Raw genomic sequence first — 17324 nt, forward strand, 5'->3', positions numbered from 1 at the left:
ATGCTGTTATACCTTACTTTAAATATATATTCTGCTTGAAATATCTCGTTAAGAAATTCGACCAACACCTCCACGGAACCGTGCAATTAACCTCTTCAAAGAGTGAAAGTAATCGGGCACTCCTCATCAATGCATTGAGCGGTAATCAGCTTCAGCTTCACAACCTGTCTGCAGCACGCGACACTCAGACCATGGAGCGTCTTTTGAAGGAATCAGGTGAGGTATGGGATGTATTGGATGCCGGCACCACCATGAGATTTTGCACTGCATTTTTAGCCATCAAGGGCTCCGGACAAACCATCACTGGCACTCCCAGAATGTGCCAGAGACCTATCGGAGTTTTAGTGGGTGCCTTAAGAAAGCTGGGAGCAACGATAGAATATCTTGGGGAAGATGGCTATCCGCCATTGAAAATCTCAGGAATAAAAGACCAACAAACCAGCCTGATAGAAATACCAGGCAACATCAGCAGCCAGTTTATCAGCGCCCTGCTCATGATCGGGCCAAGCCTACCCGACGGACTTACCCTACGACTCACCACCGAAGTATTCAGTAAGCCCTACATAGAAATGACCCTGGATCTGATGAGGCGATTTGGAGTAGAGTCACTGTGGGAAGGCAACGAAATCAAAATAGCCCCTCAGGCCTACTCATCAGGTGCCTACACCATAGAGAGTGATTGGTCAGGAGCGAGCTATTGGTACTCCCTGGCTGCGCTTGGGATGAATTCTGAACTTACACTTCTGGGTCTTCGATCGGAAAGTCTGCAGGGAGATCAGGAGATAGCCACCATCATGGAAAAGCTGGGCATCAAAACCACATATGATAACAAAGGCGCTACCCTGACACAAACGGGTGAGGTCGCAGGAGAAATCGAAATAAACTTCAAAACCTGTCCCGATCTGGCCCAAACAGTGATGGTGACCGCTGCAGCGAAGGGAGTTACCCTGAAGATGACCGGACTGGAAAGTCTTCGCATCAAAGAAACGGACAGAATAGCGGCTATGCAAAATGAACTCCGAAAGCTTGGAGCGAGCCTGATCGAGGAAGGGAGTACATGGACGATGATCCCGGGAACCTTACCAGTGACAGTGGAGACGATCGATACTTATGATGACCACCGCATGGCCATGGCTTTTGCGCCGTATTGTGCCATCAACGATATCACCATAGATGACCCCTCCGTGGTTCAGAAATCTTACCCTGATTTCTGGAAGGACTTTCAGAGTGTGGGAATAGTGATAGAACAAATCTGACTTTTTTAGGTCATTTGAAAATCTGCCGACAATTGAGCCTGCGTAAGTAGATCAGACAACTTTTTGATCTACACAATGGTTATCTTGTCTCAGCAGATGAAAACCAGTACGGCCATATTACTCTTTACCCGCAGGGAAAAAGATGAAATCCGATCCAAATCGCTTCATCCTACCCCCAAGGTCATTAGGTATTTTCAGAATCGAACGAGAAACCTGATTTCCAAAACCAACCTGCCGGTATTTGAGAAAGTGGATATGGAGCCAACTCAAGGCCCCATAGAAGTCCGTTTTTTTCTAGCTATAAAAGAAGTATTCGATCAGGGTTTTGAAAACGTCATTGTGGTGGGCAACGATTGCCCCCAGTTGAAATCAGCTGATCTGACCCTTGCCAATGAGCTACTGCTCTCCCGCGACCTGGTCATCGGTCCGGATAGTCATGGCGGCGCCTACCTTATCGGTATCTCTAAAAAGATATTTCACAAGGATTGGCTGGTCAATCTGCCCTGGCATACCAACCGTTTCTGCGAGGTGCTTTCCTCCGTTTCGGAAAACGTCGCCCACCTGGAGCAGCTTTCAGACATTAACCGTCCGGAGGATTTTGTTGAGGTACTCAAAACCAAAATACGACGATCAATCCTGCTGCCTTTATTGCACTTGCTAGGTCAAATCTTTCTGCCAGCAGTCTGGTCATTTTCATGTAAGCCACTCCTCCTGGTCGCAAATCTCCCCTTACGAGCTCCCCCTTCCCACTAAGTTCCTTCATTGTCCTTCTATTTATTTATCACCGAGCCAGCAGGCTCACAATCCTCTATTTAACAGATGAAAGAGACTTATTATAACCGCGAAGACCTTGGGAAATTTGGCAACATCACAGAGTTTCAACAGGAATTAGGAGATAAATTTTTCGACTATTATGGAAGCGTTTTCGCCCCGGGAGCTTTGACTGCCAGAGAAAAATCACTGATCGCACTGGCCGTAGCCCACGCCATCCAGTGCCCCTATTGTATTGACGCCTATACGTCCGACACCCTAAAAAAAGGGGTGGACGAAGAGCAAATGATGGAAGCCATACATGTAGCTGCTGCCATACGTGGTGGAGCCTCGCTGGTGCATGGTGTGCAAATGATGAATCAGGTGAAAGACAAAATGATGTGAAGTCACTCCTCCGTTTTGAAAACCCATTAATCTGATAATCATGAATTTAGCAACACTCAAGCGACAAAACCATAACCTTGCTAACACCAATCGGCAGATTGAAATCCTAGACGATCATGAAGCGATAGGCATTCCCAGCTTTCAGGAAAAGCTGCAAAACATTGGCTTGTTTCCACTCAAATCTACGGGAATAGAAATATTTCAAATCAACGTAGGGAAGATGTGCAACCAGGTGTGCAAACACTGCCATGTGGATGCCGGGCCTGACCGGCAGGAGATCATGACCAAAGAGACCATGCAGCAAATCCTGGATGCCCTCAGGGGCACAGAGGTGAAAACGGTAGACCTGACCGGTGGTGCTCCTGAGATGAACCCTGACTTCCGGTGGTTTGTGGAGGAAATAACGGCCATGGGAAAATCCGTGATTGTGCGATGCAACCTGACCATCATTCTCGCCAATCCTAAGTATCACGACCTGCCAGATTTTTTCAAAAAACACAAAGTAAACGTGGTTTCCTCACTCCCCTACTTTGCCGCCAAACGCACCAACGCCCAGCGCGGAGAGGGAGTATTTGAAAAGTCCATCAAGGCACTGCAGATGCTCAATGAGGTGGGCTACGGAATGCCTGGTTCCAACCTCAAGCTGGATCTGGTGTACAACCCATCCGGGGCTTTTTTACCCGGAGACCAGGCCGAGCTTGAGCAGCAGTTCAAGCAAAAACTTTTGGAGTTATATGAAGTTCAGTTCAACGAGCTTTTCGCTATCACCAACTTGCCCATCAGTCGTTTTTTGGACTACCTGATCACTTCTGAAAATTACGAGGACTATATGCACGAGCTAGTCAATGCCTTTAATCCGGCAGCTGCGAGTGGCGTGATGTGCAGAAACACACTCAGCATCAGCTGGGATGGATACCTCTACGATTGTGACTTTAATCAGATGCTGGACCTGAAGCTCGAAGACGTGCCTGTTCATATTTCAGATTTTGATTTGATCTCCACCAACGAGCGCACCATACGCATCAGCCAGCATTGCTTTGGCTGCACAGCCGGCGCAGGCTCCAGCTGTGGGGGAGTCACAACATAAAACCTAGAACACCATTAATTAAATCACAAAATGGAATACTTAGAAGTAACCAAAGACATTTACAAACAAGCGGCCATCACTCCGGATGTAGGCCTGTGCTGTACGACCACCCCTATTTGGGCTTTCCCGGGGCTGGAAATCCCAAAAATCATGCAGCAGATGAACTATGGATGCGGGAGCACAGTACACCCCCGCGACCTCATCAATGATCCGAAAATTCTCTACGTTGGTGTAGGCGGAGGCATGGAGCTGTTGCAGTTCGCCTACTTTAGCCGTCAGAGAGGTGGTGTCATAGGTGTGGACATTGTGGATGAAATGCTGGAAGCCAGCAGAAAAAACTTCAAAATAGCCGAGGAGGAAAACCCTTGGTTTCAAGAAAACTTTGTGGACTTACGCAAGGGTGATGCGCTTAATCTGCCAGTAGAAGATTCCACGATTGATGTGGCTGCCCAAAACTGCCTCTTCAATATTTTTCATGAAGAAGATCTTAAGAAAGCACTGGAGGAAATGTACCGGGTACTGAAGCCTCATGGGCGATTGGTGCTTTCTGATCCGGTCAGCGAATCATCCATGCCTGAGGCATTGAAAAATGATCCCAAACTGAGAGGACTCTGTCTGAGTGGGGCACTGCCCTTGAAAGATTATATCAAGCTAATTACTGATGCTGGTTTTGGAACAATCGAGATTCGCGCCAAACGCCCGTATCGAATCCTTGATTCCAAGAATTACGATACTTCGGAGACTATCTTCATCGAAAGTGTGGAGGTCTGCGCCATCAAAGACCCTATGCCTGCGGATGGACCGTGCGTTTTTACTGGCAAAACGGCTATCTATTTTGGAGACCAGGAATACTTTGATGACCACAATGGTCACGTGATGACTCCCAACCAGCCACTGGCGGTGTGTGACAAAACAGCCCGAAATCTGGCTGCACTGAAGCGGGATGACATTTACCTCTCCGAAAGCACCTATCATTACGATGGAGGGGGATGTTGCTAAAAGATCAATGATAGAAGCGGATTAACCTCCGCTTTTTTTACTTTTACTACCTAACCACCCCCAAAATCTTGTATTTACTGAAATCCATATCGCGTTACACCCTACTCGCTCTCATCCTATCAGCTTGCGTGCCTTCTGTCTCCTATTACAACTGGGTGGCTCCTGATCATGACTTCAAAAAATTTGATAAGATTGCCGTTTTTGGGCTAACCCGAGACCTCCAGGATGCCAGCGATTTTGAAGTGGGAATGGTAGGTCAGCTCAGAAAAGACGGATACCTCTCCATTCCAGGCATGACCGTAATTCCTCCTGAATGGGTAAAAGACTTGGATGTAAAAAGCATTCGCAAACACCTCATATCTAAGGGTGTGGATGCGGTGATTTCTCTTGCCGTGGTAGATGTGAGCACCAGAGCTGTTTTCGTGTCAGGATCCAATTACATCATTCCGGCAGACAGAAGCCGCTTTGGGAACACCTACATCAGTACCTATAAGGAAATCTATCAGCCAGGTTATTACACCCAATCCAGCACCTTCATCTACGAAGCACATGCCTACGACCTCACCTCAGAGGATGTGAACAATAACCTCATCTGGACTTATCAATACAAATATGATGCGGCAACCCCGGGTGTTCCACAGCTCAGCCCGTTTGCACGTACGCTCATGGATGCGTTGAAAAGAGACAGAATCTTGTAAGTTCCAAATCCCCCTTTAGCTTAATCATTTTATATTCGCTTCCATGAAAAAAGCACTCTTCCTTATTCTCTTCCTACCTGTAGGTGTTTTTGGTCAGGACCATACGGCCATGATCAAAAAAATATACGACCATCAGCTTTCTGAAAGCCCCGCATATGAAAACCTAAGGGCACTTTGTAAAGAGATTGGGCCACGACTGTCAGGCTCACCCCAGGCAGCAGCCGCAGTGGAATACACCCGCCAGTTGATGTTAGACTATGGCTTTGATACAGTGTATTTACAGCCTGTGATGGTTCCGAAATGGGTGCGGGGAAGCACAGAAATCGCCAGAATCACCAATTCTGACAAGGTCGGCACACGAGAGTTAAGAACCGTGGCGCTGGGCAACTCAGTGGGCACCGGTCCCGCGGGCATTTTGGCCGAAGTAGTAGAGGTAAAGAGCATCGAGGAAGTCAATGCACTCGGCAAAGCGGTGGCAGGTAAGATAGTTTTCTACAATGGCGAGATGGACCCTACCCTGGTCAATACCTTTCAGGCCTATGGTAGTGCGGTGGTACAGCGGGCCTATGGTGCGTCTGAAGCCGGGAAGTTTGGTGCAAAAGCGGTGATTGTAAGATCCATGACCAATCGTAGAGACGACATTCCCCACACTGGCTCCCTGGTGTACAAACCACTCATGCCGCAAATCCCAGCATTGGCCATCAGCACCAACGATGCAGATTTGCTCAGCGATTTACTGCAAGATCAGAAAGGTTTGAAAATGTATGTGGAAACCCACTGCGAGATGCAGGAAGATGTGCTCTCATACAATGTGATTGGTGAAATCAAAGGTGCTGAATACCCTGAGGAAATCATTGTGGTAGGCGGCCATCTGGACTCCTGGGATGTGGGAGAAGGAGCACATGACGATGGCGGAGGATGTATGATGTCTATAGAAGTAGGTCGCACTTTTCTTGCTTTAGGCATCCGACCAAAACACACCATCAGGATCGTGATGTTTATGAATGAAGAAAATGGACTAAGGGGTGGAAAAGAATATGCTAGGGTGGCCAAAGAAAAAGGAGAGAAACACATTGCCGGTCTGGAATCGGATTCGGGAGCTTTTGGTCCTATGGGCTTTTCCTCCATGGGAGAAGAGACGTCAAGAGATAAAATCAAGAGCTGGAAACCCTATTTCCTACCCTATTTTGTCTGGAATTTTGATAAAGTGGGAAGTGGTGCAGACATCAGCCCCCTTGAGGATCAGGGAGTGTTTTTGATGGAGATGGAGCCCAATCCTCAAAAATACTTCAACTATCATCACACAGAAGCGGATGTATTTGAGGCGGTGGACAAACGAGAGCTCGAACTTGGTGCTGGCACCATGACCGCCATGACCTACCTGATCGATCAGGAAGGGTTAAAATAAATTTCCCTGTGCCTGCTCTCCCAACTCAGGGAGCGGGAGATCTGTTCCAAATTCTTTATTGAATTGCTCAAGAAAATAGGCCGACAGGAATGGGGAAGCCTTTTCAAGGTTTTGGTGAACAAAAAAGTAGAGCTTCTCCAGTCCCTGCGCTTTCCAGATTTTGATGCGGGCTATCCAATCGTCTAATCGCTGATAGTCACTCTCGTGATTAGCGCCTACATACCTCACGAAGGCCACCGGTGAGGTCAGGCGCATGTGCAGCAGATCTCTCCTACCAGCCGTGTCCGTGACAATATTGGACACTTCATATTTTTCAAAAAGATCATAAATCCACTCACTGGCCTCTTCATCATTGAACCAATCCGTGTTCCTGAGCTCCACAGCCAGCGGAATATCCCATGACCAGACGTCCATAAACTCGCTGATCCGATCTTTATTTTTAGGGGAAAAATTATCATGCACCTGCAAGAAAGCCATCCCCAGATGCGGGCCGAACGTGGAAATGTTTTGACAGAAATCATTCACATAAACGCCCACGGCATTCAATCGCTTGATGTGACTGATGTAGCGAGATACCTTAGGGAAAAACTTAAAGCCATCCGGCACTTTTTCATTCCACTTCTCTATCTGCTCGGGACCATAGTTATTGTAGAAAGTGGCATTGAGTTCTACTGAGTTAAACTGCTGGGCATAGTAAGCCAATTCATCCTTTACTCCTTTTGGATAAAATTTCTTCAGGTCCCCTTTGTTCCACTTGGCACAACCCACATAAATCTCGGACAGTCCGGCACCCCCCTTACTAGCCAGCACCCGCTCCGTGCCAGGATGGTCAGCAGGCAAGGTAAAATCTACAAGAGCGGGGTTGTCTACGCTTCCGAATTTCATGGTCTTCAGGGTTTGTTTTTCTAAATTTAGTGGGTCTCAAAAATAATTCACATGATTTCGGCGCTTTTCCTCGACCTGGACGATCCTCATTGACCCTCCCCAGCAGTCCTTTTCAGCCCTCAGAACACCAGGTAGAGCAACATCATCACAATAAGCAGAATAGCTACCCATTTATATGCAGGACTGAAATCAGCAAACTCATACCCACAAATGGGGCATTCCTTGCTTTTAGCAGACACTTCCATAGCGCAGGAAGGGCATTCTTTCTTTTTCATTTACTTCAGCTTTCTATACTTGATCCTTTTTGGTGCCTGATCCCCTAGCCTTTTCTTTCTATTCTCCTCGTAATCGGTGAAGTTGCCTTCAAACCAGTACACCTGAGAATCGCCTTCATAAGCCAGTATATGCGTGCATATCCTATCGAGAAACCACCTATCGTGGGAGATGACTACCGCACATCCCGCAAAGTTTTCCAGCGCTTCTTCCAGGGCACGGAGCGTATTCACATCCAGGTCATTGGTAGGCTCATCCAGTAAGATAAGGTTGGCACCCTGCTTCAGTGTGATGGCCAGGTGCGCTCTATTACGCTCCCCTCCTGACAATACGCCCACCTTTTTGGTCTGGTCTGAACCTGAAAAGTTAAATCGGCTAACGTAAGCCCTGGCATTCATTTCCTTTTCTCCAAGGTGAATGATCTCATTGCCACCGGAGATAGCCTGAAACACCGTGTCATCCGGTTTGAGGTCATTGTGCTCCTGATCCACATAAGCCATTTTCACGGTCGTTCCTACTTCGAATGTTCCTGCATCGGGTTGCTCCCTACCAGTAATCAGGTTGAACAGGGTGGTCTTACCGGCTCCATTGGGGCCTACTACCCCCACAATGCCGCCCTGAGGCAGGCTGAAAGTCAGATTATCGAATAATAGCTTGTCTCCATACGACTTGGACACTCCATTTGCTTCAATCACTTTAGCGCCCAATCGGGGGCCTGGCGGGATATAAAGCTCCAACTGAGATTCCTTCTGTGCGCCCTCTTCACCCAGGAGTTTGTCATAAGCAGACAGTCTGGCTTTGGCTTTGGCTTGTCTACCTTTTGGGGTCATTCGAACCCATTCCAGTTCGCGCTCAAGGGTTTTTTGTCGCTTAGATTCTGATTTCTCTTCCTGAGCCAGGCGCTTTTGTTTCTGATCAAGCCAGCTGCTGTAGTTTCCTTTCCAGGGAATTCCTTCCCCCCTGTCCAGCTCCAAAATCCACCCAGCCACGTTGTCCAGAAAATACCTATCGTGAGTGACGGCAATCACCGTGCCTTTATACTGCTGAAGGTGTTGCTCCAGCCAGTGCACTGACTCAGCATCGAGGTGGTTGGTAGGCTCATCCAGCAGCAGCACATCCGGCTCCTGAAGTAGCAGCCGGCAAAGGGCTACCCGACGTTTCTCTCCACCAGACAGATTCTTAATAATGGCATCTTCAGGTGGCGTTCGTAGCGCATCCATGGCCCGCTCCAGTTTGCTGTCCAGCTCCCAGGCGCCCATCTGATCCAGCTTATCCTGTACCTCACCCTGCTTTTCGATCAGCTTATTCATCTTATCAGGGTTATCCAATATTTCAGGATCACCAAATTTCATATTGATCTCATCATAGGCCTTCAAAAGCTCGGTGACCTCAGTGACCGCCTCGCTGATCACTTCTTTCACTGTTTTGTCCGGATCCAGTTTGGGCTCCTGCTCGAGCAAACCCACGCTAAATCCCGGCGAAAACACTACTTCGCCCTGATAATCCTGATCTACTCCGGCAATGATTCGCAATAAGGAAGATTTTCCTGATCCATTTAATCCCAACACTCCTATCTTCGCACCGTAGAAAAAGGATAGATAGATATTTTTCAGTACCTGTTTCTTTGGAGGGTAAATCTTGTTTACCCCCGCCATTGAAAAGATTATTTTTTCGTCTGACATTTTTGCTTAATTTGAAAAGAAGTTGAAGTTACTGTTTTTATCTGTCCAGATTAGATTACAGTATAACAGTTTTAAGTCGTGAGTGCAAAGGAAATACCTTTCGGGAAAATATTAGAAAATAAAATCATTCTCAATGGCTGGGGAGCTTACCCTGACCGTGAAATCGGTGAGGTGAGAGAAGATGAGGAAACTTCAGTAAAGTATTTCGAAGAGCGCTTCACTGAGCTGGAAGCTAAAATTACTGCCCTGGAAACAGAGATTGAAAGCTCTGAGAATAAGGGCTCATTTCTCATGAAGCTGATCCACCTCAAGGAACTTCTGGGGACACATGATGGTCTGGGTAATTACCAGTCACTTTTGGACCGACTCACTGCACAGGAGGCCTATCTGGAAGAGACCATAGAGAAAAACAGAGTACGCAATACCCAGATCAAACAGGCCCTGATAGAGGAGCTCCGCGTCTCGGTGGAGAAAATAAACTGGAAGGAAGCCACACAGGAAATACATGACATAAAAGCCCGGTGGATCAAAACCGGAAATCCAAAAGAAGAGCTTCAGGAAGAACTGGACACCGCCTTCTGGGGACTGATTGATCAGTTTTTTGATAAGAAAAAGGAGTTTTACGAGGACAAAAAAAGACTTGGAGAGAAGCGCAAGCGCGACTATCAAAATGTAATTGCCAAAGCCGACGAGCTAGAGAACCTCCATGGCAAAGAGCGATTCGATTTCATTCAGACCCTGAAAGATGAATGGCGAGAGATTGGCAACATCCAAAAAGAAGATTATTCTCCCTTGCTCCGGGCGTTTAACAATAAATTAAAACCAGGACCAAGACCCAGCCAGTCGCAGAGTTTTGACATCCACGAGTTGAACAAAACGCTCCAGCGGTTCACCAATGGTGAGCAACCCTATGGCTTCAAACAGTTGGAGGAGCTTAAGACTCAACTCAAATCTTACCGGCCAAGTGATCCCGAAGGAAAAAACCTAAGAAGAAATGCTTTCCAAAGCATTCAGCTTTTACTGGAACGTGACTTCATCGACAAACTGGCCCACAAGCGTTTTAAAAACTTCAAAGAACTGGAAAAAGCGAAAAAGCGTCAGATAAGAATTGGCATTTTGGAGGAACTGATCAACCGTGATAAAGCGGATCTGGACAAATACCAGGAGAATTCGGCCAACTTTTCCTCTTCTTTTGGTGGGACAATGGACCTGATCGAAAAGAAACTATCGCAACAAAAAGGGAAAATTCAAGTAAAAGAAACCTTACTCCAGTTGCTTAAAAGGGAGGATTAAAAGTTTTTTTGATAAATGAAACAAAAAAATTAGTTTACGCATTAAGGGTTAGATAAAGTAGAAACTTAAATTAAAATTTGTTTTTACGATAGAAAACCTATTTTTGCACGAAATTTTTAAAGGCATAAGAATATGTATTGGACATTAGAATTAGCTTCATATCTTGAAGACGCACCATGGCCAGCCAGTAAGGACGAATTGATAGATTTTTCTATTCGATCAGGAGCTCCGCTAGAGGTTGTAGAGAACCTTCAGGAACTTGAAGACGATGGACAGCCTTACGAAAACATTGAGGAGATTTGGCCTGACTACCCCACCAAAGAAGACTTTTTCTTCAATGAAGATGAGTATTAAGGGTTAAGCATCCATCTAAAAACGTTTAAAAGCCTTGCGATCGCTAATCGGGAGGCTTTTCTATTTTTTTCGCTGGTTCATAATCGCTTCCGCCAAAGTCAAATCTTCCGGCGTAGTGATTTTGAGGTTGGTATACTCCCCTGTGACCGGTGACACGAGCATCCCGGCATGTTCATACACGGAGGCATCATCTGTAAAAGTCTCCAGCTCCGCTTGCTCGAAAGCCTTTTTGATCTGAGCTACCTGAAAGGTCTGTGGGGTCTGTACTGTAAAAAAGGCAGTCCGATCCTCAGCTACCGTCTTACCTTCTACTCTACGTCTGATCGAATCCTTCAAAGGCACCATCACCACGCCTGAACCCTTTTGCGCTGCAGAAAGAAATGACTCTGCGATCACCTGAGGGGAGATCAGTGGCCTAACGGCATCATGTATGGCTACCAGCCCTTCGTTGATCACCCTTAGTCCTGACTTGACACTTTGAAACCTTGTGGCTCCACCCGCTTCCAGGTGGATAGTGGTATTGGGAAAAAATCGCTCAGCCAGTGCTCTCCAGGTGCTGAAATGAGCGCTGGGAAGTACCAGCACCACCGAAATGGACTGATCATAAGCTAAAAAAGCCTCAATGGTATGAACCACTATAGGCTTTTCTAGAATTTCTATAAACTGCTTGGGCAGTGACTGCTGCATGCGCGTGCCACTACCACCAGCTACTATGATTACACTCTTTTGCATTTTAGAGGATCAACATCGCATCACCATAGGTGAAGAAACGATACTTTTCCTTCATGGCTATCTTGTAAGCTTCCATTATCAGATCATACCCACCAAAGGCTGCGGCCATCATCAGAAGGGTAGATTCCGGTAAATGGAAGTTGGTCACCAAAGCGTTACAGATCTTAAACTCGTATTGTGGGAAGATAAACTTGTCAGTCCATCCCTCATTCGCCTTCAGTCTGCCATTGGCCGAAACAGAAGATTCCAACGTACGCATCACTGTGGTACCAATAGCCAGCACACGCTTCTTCTCATCCAGGGCGCGGTTCACACGCTCGGCAGTTGGCTCAGGCACAAAATAATTCTCTGAATCCATCTTATGCTTGGTAAGGTCTTCCACATCCACTGGACGGAAAGTACCTAGCCCAACGTGGAGTGTCACGGGGTTAATATCCACCCCTTTGATTTCCAAACGCTTAAGCACCTGCTGGGTAAAATGAAGACCTGCGGTAGGTGCCGCAACGGCGCCCACATTTTTAGCATAAATGGTCTGGAAACGCTCGCGATCCTCAGGCACAGTCGATCTTTTGATGCTCTTTGGAAGTGGCGTTTCGCCCAAACGATCGATCATTCTGTAAAACTCATCTTCCTCGCCATCGAACAGGAATCTGATGGTACGACCTCTGGATGTGGTATTGTCGATGACCTCTGCCACCAACTCTCCTTCTCCAAAGTACAGCTTGTTTCCCACACGGATCTTTCTGGCCGGATCTACCAGCACATCCCACAATTTCATTTCCTTATTGAGTTCTCTCAGGAGAAAAACCTCAATTTTAGCACCCGTCTTTTCTTTATTGCCGTATAATCTGGCTGGGAATACTTTAGTGTCATTGATCACTACCATATCCCCTTCGTCAAAATAATCTACTATATCTTTAAACGTCTTATGCTCGATTTCACCAGTATCCCTGTGTATCACCATCAATCGGGACTCGTCGCGATTTTCAGTAGGGTGAAGGGCAATATGGCTGGAAGGTAGATCAAATTTGAACGCTGATAATTTCATATTGAAAGCTTGGATTGACCAAAAGTCGTGAATTAAATAAGTGCGCAAAATTAGCAAATAGTTTTGTTTATTTAGCATAAAATCGATATAACCTTGTATCTGAAACCCATAATAAAGCACCGTGCTCATCGTCAGACTCATACTTGAAAGTTTTCGTTTTGCCTGGAATGCGCTGAGGATGAATATCCTGCGCACCACCCTGTCTCTGCTGGGTGTCACCATCGGCATTTTTGCCATCATCGCAGTATTCACCCTGGTGGATTCTCTGGAGCGTAGCATCAAAGACAGTTTGAATTTTCTGGGCACCAATAACATCAATGTGGAGAAATGGCCCTATGGATTTGGTGGTGGGCCCTACCCCTGGTGGAAATACATGCAGCGCCCCTATCCTACTTATGACGAATACAAATTTCTGAGGGACAATGTGAAAAACGCTCAGGGCATGTCCATTTTCACTGTCAGGGGTGGAGTGACGGCCAAATACGAAAGTAGCAGCAGTGTGGACCTGGACCTACTGGGCGTGGTACACGGACACAAAGACGTCTATGAAATTCCGATAGAAAAAGGCAGGTATTTTACACCTCAGGAAGCGGAAGCAGGAAGAAATGTGGTCATCCTGGGATTCAGGCCCGCCAAAGAACTTTTTCCTAATCAAAGCCCAATTGGGAAATCCATTAAAATAAAGGGGCTCAAATATCACGTGATCGGAGTAATCAAGGAAGAAGGTGATGGCTTCCTGGGTGCCCCGTCCAATGATGAAAATATTTACATGCCCTACCGGTCATTCCTCAAGATCTATTATTCAGGCCAGCGATCAGGGGTAGAGTCTCACATTACAGTGAAAGGACTGGATAAGGACATTGGGCTGGTGGAACTGGAGGCGGAGCTGCGCGGCCTCATGCGCAAAAAACGTTCACTCAAGCCGAAAGAAGAAGATACCTTCGCGCTGAACAGACCGGAGGCCATTGCCAATTTCATTGGATCTACTTTTGACGTCATCGGGCTGGCAGGCTGGGTCATTGGTGGTTTTTCCATCCTTGTGGGTGGCTTTGGAATTGCCAACATCATGTTTGTATCCGTCAGAGAGCGAACTCACATTATTGGCATTCAGAAATCACTGGGCGCCAAAAACTATTTCATCCTGTTCCAGTTCCTCTTCGAATCAGTCTTCTTAAGTGTGATTGGTGGTGGGGTAGGCATATTGCTGGTCTGGCTCCTTTCGTTTGTGAGTCTGGGATCTCTGGATCTGGTACTGAGTCTTTCGAATATTGTGCTCGGACTTGGGGTGTCTGCCATTATAGGCATGGCCTCTGGCATCATCCCTGCCGCCATGGCAGCCAGGCTTGATCCGGTGATTGCCATCAGGTCTCAATAACAAAAAAATCCCGCCAAGGCGGGATTTCGTTTTTTTTCATGAAGCTACGGGAACATCAGACCTTACTCAGCATCAGCTGGCTCCTTGATGACGCTTCCCTGAATCTTTTCCTTTATTTTCAGCTCGATATCTTCCATCAATTCCGGATTGTCTTCGATCAGGAGTTTGACAGCATCACGTCCCTGGCCAAGCTTGTTGTCATTGTAGGAGAACCATGAACCTGCCTTTTTGATCACATCCAGCTCCACACCAATATCGATCAGCTCGCCTGACTTGCTGATGCCTTTGCCATACATGATATCAAACTCCACCACTTTGAATGGAGGCGCCACTTTGTTTTTCACCACCTTAACCCTCGTGCGGTTACCCAGCACATTGTCCGCACTCTCCTTGATCTGGCCAATTCTCCTGATATCTAAACGAACAGAAGCGTAAAACTTCAAAGCATTACCACCAGTGGTAGTCTCCGGGTTTCCGAACATCACACCGATTTTCTCACGCAGCTGGTTGATAAAAATACAGGCACAGCCCGTTTTGTTAATAGCCCCAGTTAGTTTTCTCAGTGCCTGAGACATCAGCCTGGCTTGTAGACCCATTTTACTGTCGCCCATTTCACCCTCAAGCTCACTACGGGGCACCAAAGCTGCCACAGAATCTATCACAATAATATCAATAGCTCCTGAACGAATAAGGTGCTCGGCAATTTCAAGTGCCTGCTCACCATTATCCGGCTGTGAAATCAAAAGATTCTCGGTATCAATACCAAGCTTTTCAGCATAGGTCTTATCAAACGCATGCTCCGCATCGATAATAGCTGCAAGTCCACCCTTCTTTTGAGCTTCAGCTATACAGTGCATAGCCAGAGTAGTCTTACCTGAAGACTCAGGGCCATATATTTCGATCACCCTACCCTTTGGGATACCACCAACACCTAATGCCATGTCCAGCCCCAATGATCCTGTAGAAATCGTAGGGACATCCAGTACCTTATTGTCAGACAATTTCATGATGGTACCTTTGCCATAAGCCTTCTCTAACTTATCTATGGTCAGTTGAAGTGCTTTGAGTTTTTCTGTATTATCAGACATGCTTATACTTAGTGAAGTTTATTTATAATGCGAAGTAATTACAACTTAACAAAAATACCGCGTTTGATCGAATTTCCTTCTTAAAAACTAAAATAATTAGTATTTAAATGCTCAAAAAAATATCGTGGGGTATTTTGCTTATATTAATAGCATTGTGCTTATACTATTGGAATTGGCTCTCCTATGGCTATAATCAGGCCAAAGGACAACTCAAAGTCATTACCCAATCCCGACCTATTGAAGATTTCCTCCAGAATCCCAATTTTCCAGATTCATTAAAACAAAAACTGGAACTCACCATGGCCGTTCGCGGCTTTGCGGTAGATAGCCTGGGGCTAAACAAGTCAGATAATTACACGGAGCTGTATGATCAGAAAGGCAAAACACTCCTTTGGAATGTCTCAGCTAGCGAGCCCTATGCACTTAAAGCCTACACCTGGCAGTATCCTTTTCTGGGCGAAATGCCGTACAAAGGTTTTTTTGATTTGGAAAAAGCCAAAAAAGAAGCTGATTTACTGAAAGAAAAGGGGCTTGATGTTCGCATCAGAACGGTCGGAGGATGGTCCACCCTGGGTATCCTCAAAGATCCGCTACTCTCCAACATGCTGGAAAGAAATGATGGTGCCCTGGCCGAGGTAATCATCCATGAGCTCACGCATGCCACCCTTTTTGTTAAAAACGAGGTGGAATTCAATGAAAACCTGGCCTCTTTTATCGGGGAGAAAGGTGCCGAACGCTTTCTTGTATCTCACTTTGGGGACAGTTCGGCTCAGCATCTGGAGTACCTCCAGTCCCTGGCCGACTCAAAAACCCTTACCAGAATCATCCTTAAGGGAGCAGAAAGACTCGACAGCTTGTATAGGAGTTTTACCGATTCGCTGAGCACCTCACTCAAAGATTCGCTCAAAAATAATTGCATTCAGCATATTGCTGATGATCTCAAAAACGGAGCATTCTACAATACCCGATACCAAAACATCTTTGATGACGTATTGCCAAACAATGCATACTTCATGGCACACAGGCGTTATCACAATCAGGAAGATTCCATTCAAGCCATATTTCATCAATATGATGACGACATCAAATTGATGCTCACAGCTATGAAAATAAAGTATGGAAAGTGACTTTAATTAACAAATTGTTACCTTATTACTCATAAAACCGATTTGTCTTTAATTTTGAATAATATCGAATGTCTTTGCTCCTAACCAGTACTTCTGGGTGATGCGGCTAAGGCGAGTTAATTTTTCATCAATAAACTGTTAAGATTTCTTTAACTCAAACCACAAACTCATGGCGAAGAATGCCCAAAAAATTTTGGTCGTAGATGATGAAGCAGACATTCTTGAATTATTAAAATATAACTTGATCAAAGAAGGCTATGACGTGAAAATAGCCCTGGACGGGATCAAAGGTGTGGATATTGCCAAATCATTCGTGCCGGACCTGATCATTCTGGACATTATGATGCCCAAGCAAGACGGTGTAGAAACCTGTCGTCAGATACGCGAAATTCCTGAGCTGGCAAATGCCTTTGTCATCTTCCTTACAGCCAGATCTGAGGAGTATTCTGAGGTGGCCGCTTTTGATATGGGTGCCGATGACTATATCACCAAGCCTATCAAACCGCGTGCATTGGTTAGCAGAATCAATGCCCTGTTCAGGAGGGAATCCAAGAAGAAAAAAGAATCCAATCAAATTTCCATAGACAACCTGATCGTAGACCGAACCAGCTACACCGTGTTTGTGGGAGAAGAGAAGGTCAGCCTTCCCAAAAAAGAATTCGAACTTTTGTACTTTCTGGCTCAAAATCCCGGAAAGGTTTTCAGTAGAGATGAACTCCTACAAAACATCTGGGGCACCGATGTATATGTACTGGCCCGAACAGTGGACGTGCACATTCGGAAGGTGCGTGAAAAAATAGGTGATGGCTACATCTCCACCGTCAAGGGTGTCGGGTATAAGTTTGACACCAATTAATATAGATA

General features: G+C 46.1%; 18 protein-coding genes. 12 read left to right on the forward strand and 6 right to left on the reverse strand.

Annotation, left to right across the window (positions count from 1 at the left end):
• Positions 1-35 precede the first annotated feature (35 nt).
• The 7 genes from ACHKAR_RS15335 to ACHKAR_RS15365 all read left to right on the forward strand — a co-directional run bounded on the left by ACHKAR_RS15335 (position 36) and on the right by ACHKAR_RS15365 (position 6603).
• On the forward strand, positions 36-1256 hold the full coding sequence (locus ACHKAR_RS15335; RefSeq protein WP_395418254.1) for a 3-phosphoshikimate 1-carboxyvinyltransferase: 1221 nt from the start codon (positions 36-38) through the stop codon (positions 1254-1256).
• A 96-nt stretch (positions 1257-1352) separates the two neighbouring features.
• Positions 1353-2009 (forward strand): TIGR04282 family arsenosugar biosynthesis glycosyltransferase, encoded by a 657-nt coding sequence (locus ACHKAR_RS15340; protein ID WP_395418256.1) that lies wholly within the window; start codon positions 1353-1355, stop codon positions 2007-2009.
• Between the two features lie 66 nt (positions 2010-2075).
• Positions 2076-2411: an arsenosugar biosynthesis-associated peroxidase-like protein gene (locus tag ACHKAR_RS15345; protein ID WP_159583432.1), complete on the forward strand. Its 336-nt coding sequence runs from the start codon at positions 2076-2078 to the stop codon at positions 2409-2411.
• A 40-nt stretch (positions 2412-2451) separates the two neighbouring features.
• A complete protein-coding gene (gene arsS / locus ACHKAR_RS15350) occupies positions 2452-3498 on the forward strand; it encodes an arsenosugar biosynthesis radical SAM (seleno)protein ArsS (RefSeq protein WP_395418258.1) in 1047 nt (348 codons plus the stop codon).
• Between the two features lie 30 nt (positions 3499-3528).
• Positions 3529-4497 (forward strand): arsenosugar biosynthesis arsenite methyltransferase ArsM, encoded by a 969-nt coding sequence (gene arsM, locus ACHKAR_RS15355; RefSeq protein ID WP_395418259.1) that lies wholly within the window; start codon positions 3529-3531, stop codon positions 4495-4497.
• A gap of 68 nt (positions 4498-4565) precedes the next feature.
• Positions 4566-5195, forward strand: a complete 630-nt coding sequence (locus tag ACHKAR_RS15360) for a hypothetical protein (protein ID WP_395418261.1) — start codon at positions 4566-4568, stop codon at positions 5193-5195.
• Between the two features lie 43 nt (positions 5196-5238).
• Positions 5239-6603 carry a M28 family peptidase gene (locus tag ACHKAR_RS15365; protein ID WP_395418262.1) on the forward strand — a complete coding sequence of 455 codons (1365 nt, stop codon included), beginning with the start codon at positions 5239-5241 and terminating at the stop codon, positions 6601-6603.
• Here ACHKAR_RS15365 and ACHKAR_RS15370 read toward each other — a convergent pair.
• The 3 genes from ACHKAR_RS15370 to ettA all read right to left on the reverse strand — a co-directional run bounded on the left by ACHKAR_RS15370 (position 6595) and on the right by ettA (position 9443).
• Entirely contained in the window at positions 6595-7488 is an 894-nt protein-coding gene (locus tag ACHKAR_RS15370; RefSeq protein WP_395418263.1) for a DUF72 domain-containing protein, read from the reverse strand. The genes ACHKAR_RS15365 and ACHKAR_RS15370 overlap by 9 nt on opposite strands.
• A gap of 119 nt (positions 7489-7607) precedes the next feature.
• On the reverse strand, positions 7608-7763 hold the full coding sequence (locus ACHKAR_RS15375; RefSeq protein WP_395418264.1) for a zinc ribbon domain-containing protein: 156 nt from the start codon (positions 7761-7763) through the stop codon (positions 7608-7610).
• A complete protein-coding gene (gene ettA / locus ACHKAR_RS15380; protein ID WP_395418265.1) occupies positions 7764-9443 on the reverse strand; it encodes an energy-dependent translational throttle protein EttA in 1680 nt (559 codons plus the stop codon).
• A 78-nt stretch (positions 9444-9521) separates the two neighbouring features.
• On the opposite strand from ettA, the gene ACHKAR_RS15385 reads away from it, so the two are divergent.
• Positions 9522-10736 (forward strand): DUF349 domain-containing protein, encoded by a 1215-nt coding sequence (locus tag ACHKAR_RS15385; protein ID WP_395418266.1) that lies wholly within the window; start codon positions 9522-9524, stop codon positions 10734-10736.
• A 132-nt stretch (positions 10737-10868) separates the two neighbouring features.
• Positions 10869-11090: a DUF2795 domain-containing protein gene (locus tag ACHKAR_RS15390; RefSeq protein ID WP_159583414.1), complete on the forward strand. Its 222-nt coding sequence runs from the start codon at positions 10869-10871 to the stop codon at positions 11088-11090.
• 60 nt (positions 11091-11150) lie between these two features.
• On the opposite strand, the gene ACHKAR_RS15395 is transcribed toward ACHKAR_RS15390, so the two are convergent.
• Together ACHKAR_RS15395 and queA are read right to left on the reverse strand one after the other, a co-directional pair.
• Positions 11151-11822, reverse strand: coding sequence for a 2-C-methyl-D-erythritol 4-phosphate cytidylyltransferase (locus ACHKAR_RS15395; RefSeq protein WP_395418267.1), 672 nt, complete (start codon positions 11820-11822; stop codon positions 11151-11153).
• 1 nt (position 11823) lies between these two features.
• Positions 11824-12870 (reverse strand): tRNA preQ1(34) S-adenosylmethionine ribosyltransferase-isomerase QueA, encoded by a 1047-nt coding sequence (gene queA / locus ACHKAR_RS15400; RefSeq protein ID WP_395418269.1) that lies wholly within the window; start codon positions 12868-12870, stop codon positions 11824-11826.
• A gap of 121 nt (positions 12871-12991) precedes the next feature.
• On the opposite strand from queA, the gene ACHKAR_RS15405 reads away from it, so the two are divergent.
• Entirely contained in the window at positions 12992-14245 is a 1254-nt protein-coding gene (locus ACHKAR_RS15405; protein ID WP_395418270.1) for an ABC transporter permease, read from the forward strand.
• A gap of 62 nt (positions 14246-14307) precedes the next feature.
• Here ACHKAR_RS15405 and recA read toward each other — a convergent pair whose 3' ends face one another.
• On the reverse strand, positions 14308-15333 hold the full coding sequence (gene recA / locus ACHKAR_RS15410) for a recombinase RecA (RefSeq protein ID WP_159583406.1): 1026 nt from the start codon (positions 15331-15333) through the stop codon (positions 14308-14310).
• Positions 15334-15440: 107 nt separating this feature from the next.
• Between recA and ACHKAR_RS15415 the strand changes: the two genes are divergently transcribed.
• Together ACHKAR_RS15415 and ACHKAR_RS15420 are read left to right on the forward strand one after the other, a co-directional pair.
• Positions 15441-16460, forward strand: a complete 1020-nt coding sequence (locus tag ACHKAR_RS15415; RefSeq protein WP_395418272.1) for an aminopeptidase — start codon at positions 15441-15443, stop codon at positions 16458-16460.
• Between the two features lie 169 nt (positions 16461-16629).
• Positions 16630-17316, forward strand: a complete 687-nt coding sequence (locus ACHKAR_RS15420; RefSeq protein ID WP_159583402.1) for a response regulator transcription factor — start codon at positions 16630-16632, stop codon at positions 17314-17316.
• The last annotated feature ends 8 nt before the right edge of the window (positions 17317-17324 follow it).

It is taken from the genome of Marinoscillum luteum (assembly GCF_044005705.1).
GTDB classification, from domain to species: Bacteria; Bacteroidota; Bacteroidia; order Cytophagales; family Cyclobacteriaceae; genus Marinoscillum; species Marinoscillum luteum.

Excerpts from the sequence above, each read along its gene's own strand:
- ACHKAR_RS15375 (WP_395418264.1), bottom strand. The coding sequence starts at position 7,763 with ATGAAAAAGAAAGAATGCCCTTCCTGCGCTATGGAAGTGTCTGCTAAA.
- ACHKAR_RS15395 (WP_395418267.1), bottom strand. The coding sequence starts at position 11,822 with ATGCAAAAGAGTGTAATCATAGTAGCTGGTGGTAGTGGCACGCGCATG.
- queA (WP_395418269.1), bottom strand. The coding sequence starts at position 12,870 with ATGAAATTATCAGCGTTCAAATTTGATCTACCTTCCAGCCATATTGCC.
- ettA (WP_395418265.1), bottom strand. The coding sequence starts at position 9,443 with ATGTCAGACGAAAAAATAATCTTTTCAATGGCGGGGGTAAACAAGATT.
- arsM (WP_395418259.1), top strand. The coding sequence starts at position 3,529 with ATGGAATACTTAGAAGTAACCAAAGACATTTACAAACAAGCGGCCATC.
- ACHKAR_RS15370 (WP_395418263.1), bottom strand. The coding sequence starts at position 7,488 with ATGAAATTCGGAAGCGTAGACAACCCCGCTCTTGTAGATTTTACCTTG.
- ACHKAR_RS15420 (WP_159583402.1), top strand. The coding sequence starts at position 16,630 with ATGGCGAAGAATGCCCAAAAAATTTTGGTCGTAGATGATGAAGCAGAC.
- ACHKAR_RS15365 (WP_395418262.1), top strand. The coding sequence starts at position 5,239 with ATGAAAAAAGCACTCTTCCTTATTCTCTTCCTACCTGTAGGTGTTTTT.
- ACHKAR_RS15345 (WP_159583432.1), top strand. The coding sequence starts at position 2,076 with ATGAAAGAGACTTATTATAACCGCGAAGACCTTGGGAAATTTGGCAAC.
- recA (WP_159583406.1), bottom strand. The coding sequence starts at position 15,333 with ATGTCTGATAATACAGAAAAACTCAAAGCACTTCAACTGACCATAGAT.
- arsS (WP_395418258.1), top strand. The coding sequence starts at position 2,452 with ATGAATTTAGCAACACTCAAGCGACAAAACCATAACCTTGCTAACACC.
- ACHKAR_RS15390 (WP_159583414.1), top strand. The coding sequence starts at position 10,869 with ATGTATTGGACATTAGAATTAGCTTCATATCTTGAAGACGCACCATGG.
- ACHKAR_RS15415 (WP_395418272.1), top strand. The coding sequence starts at position 15,441 with ATGCTCAAAAAAATATCGTGGGGTATTTTGCTTATATTAATAGCATTG.
- ACHKAR_RS15340 (WP_395418256.1), top strand. The coding sequence starts at position 1,353 with ATGAAAACCAGTACGGCCATATTACTCTTTACCCGCAGGGAAAAAGAT.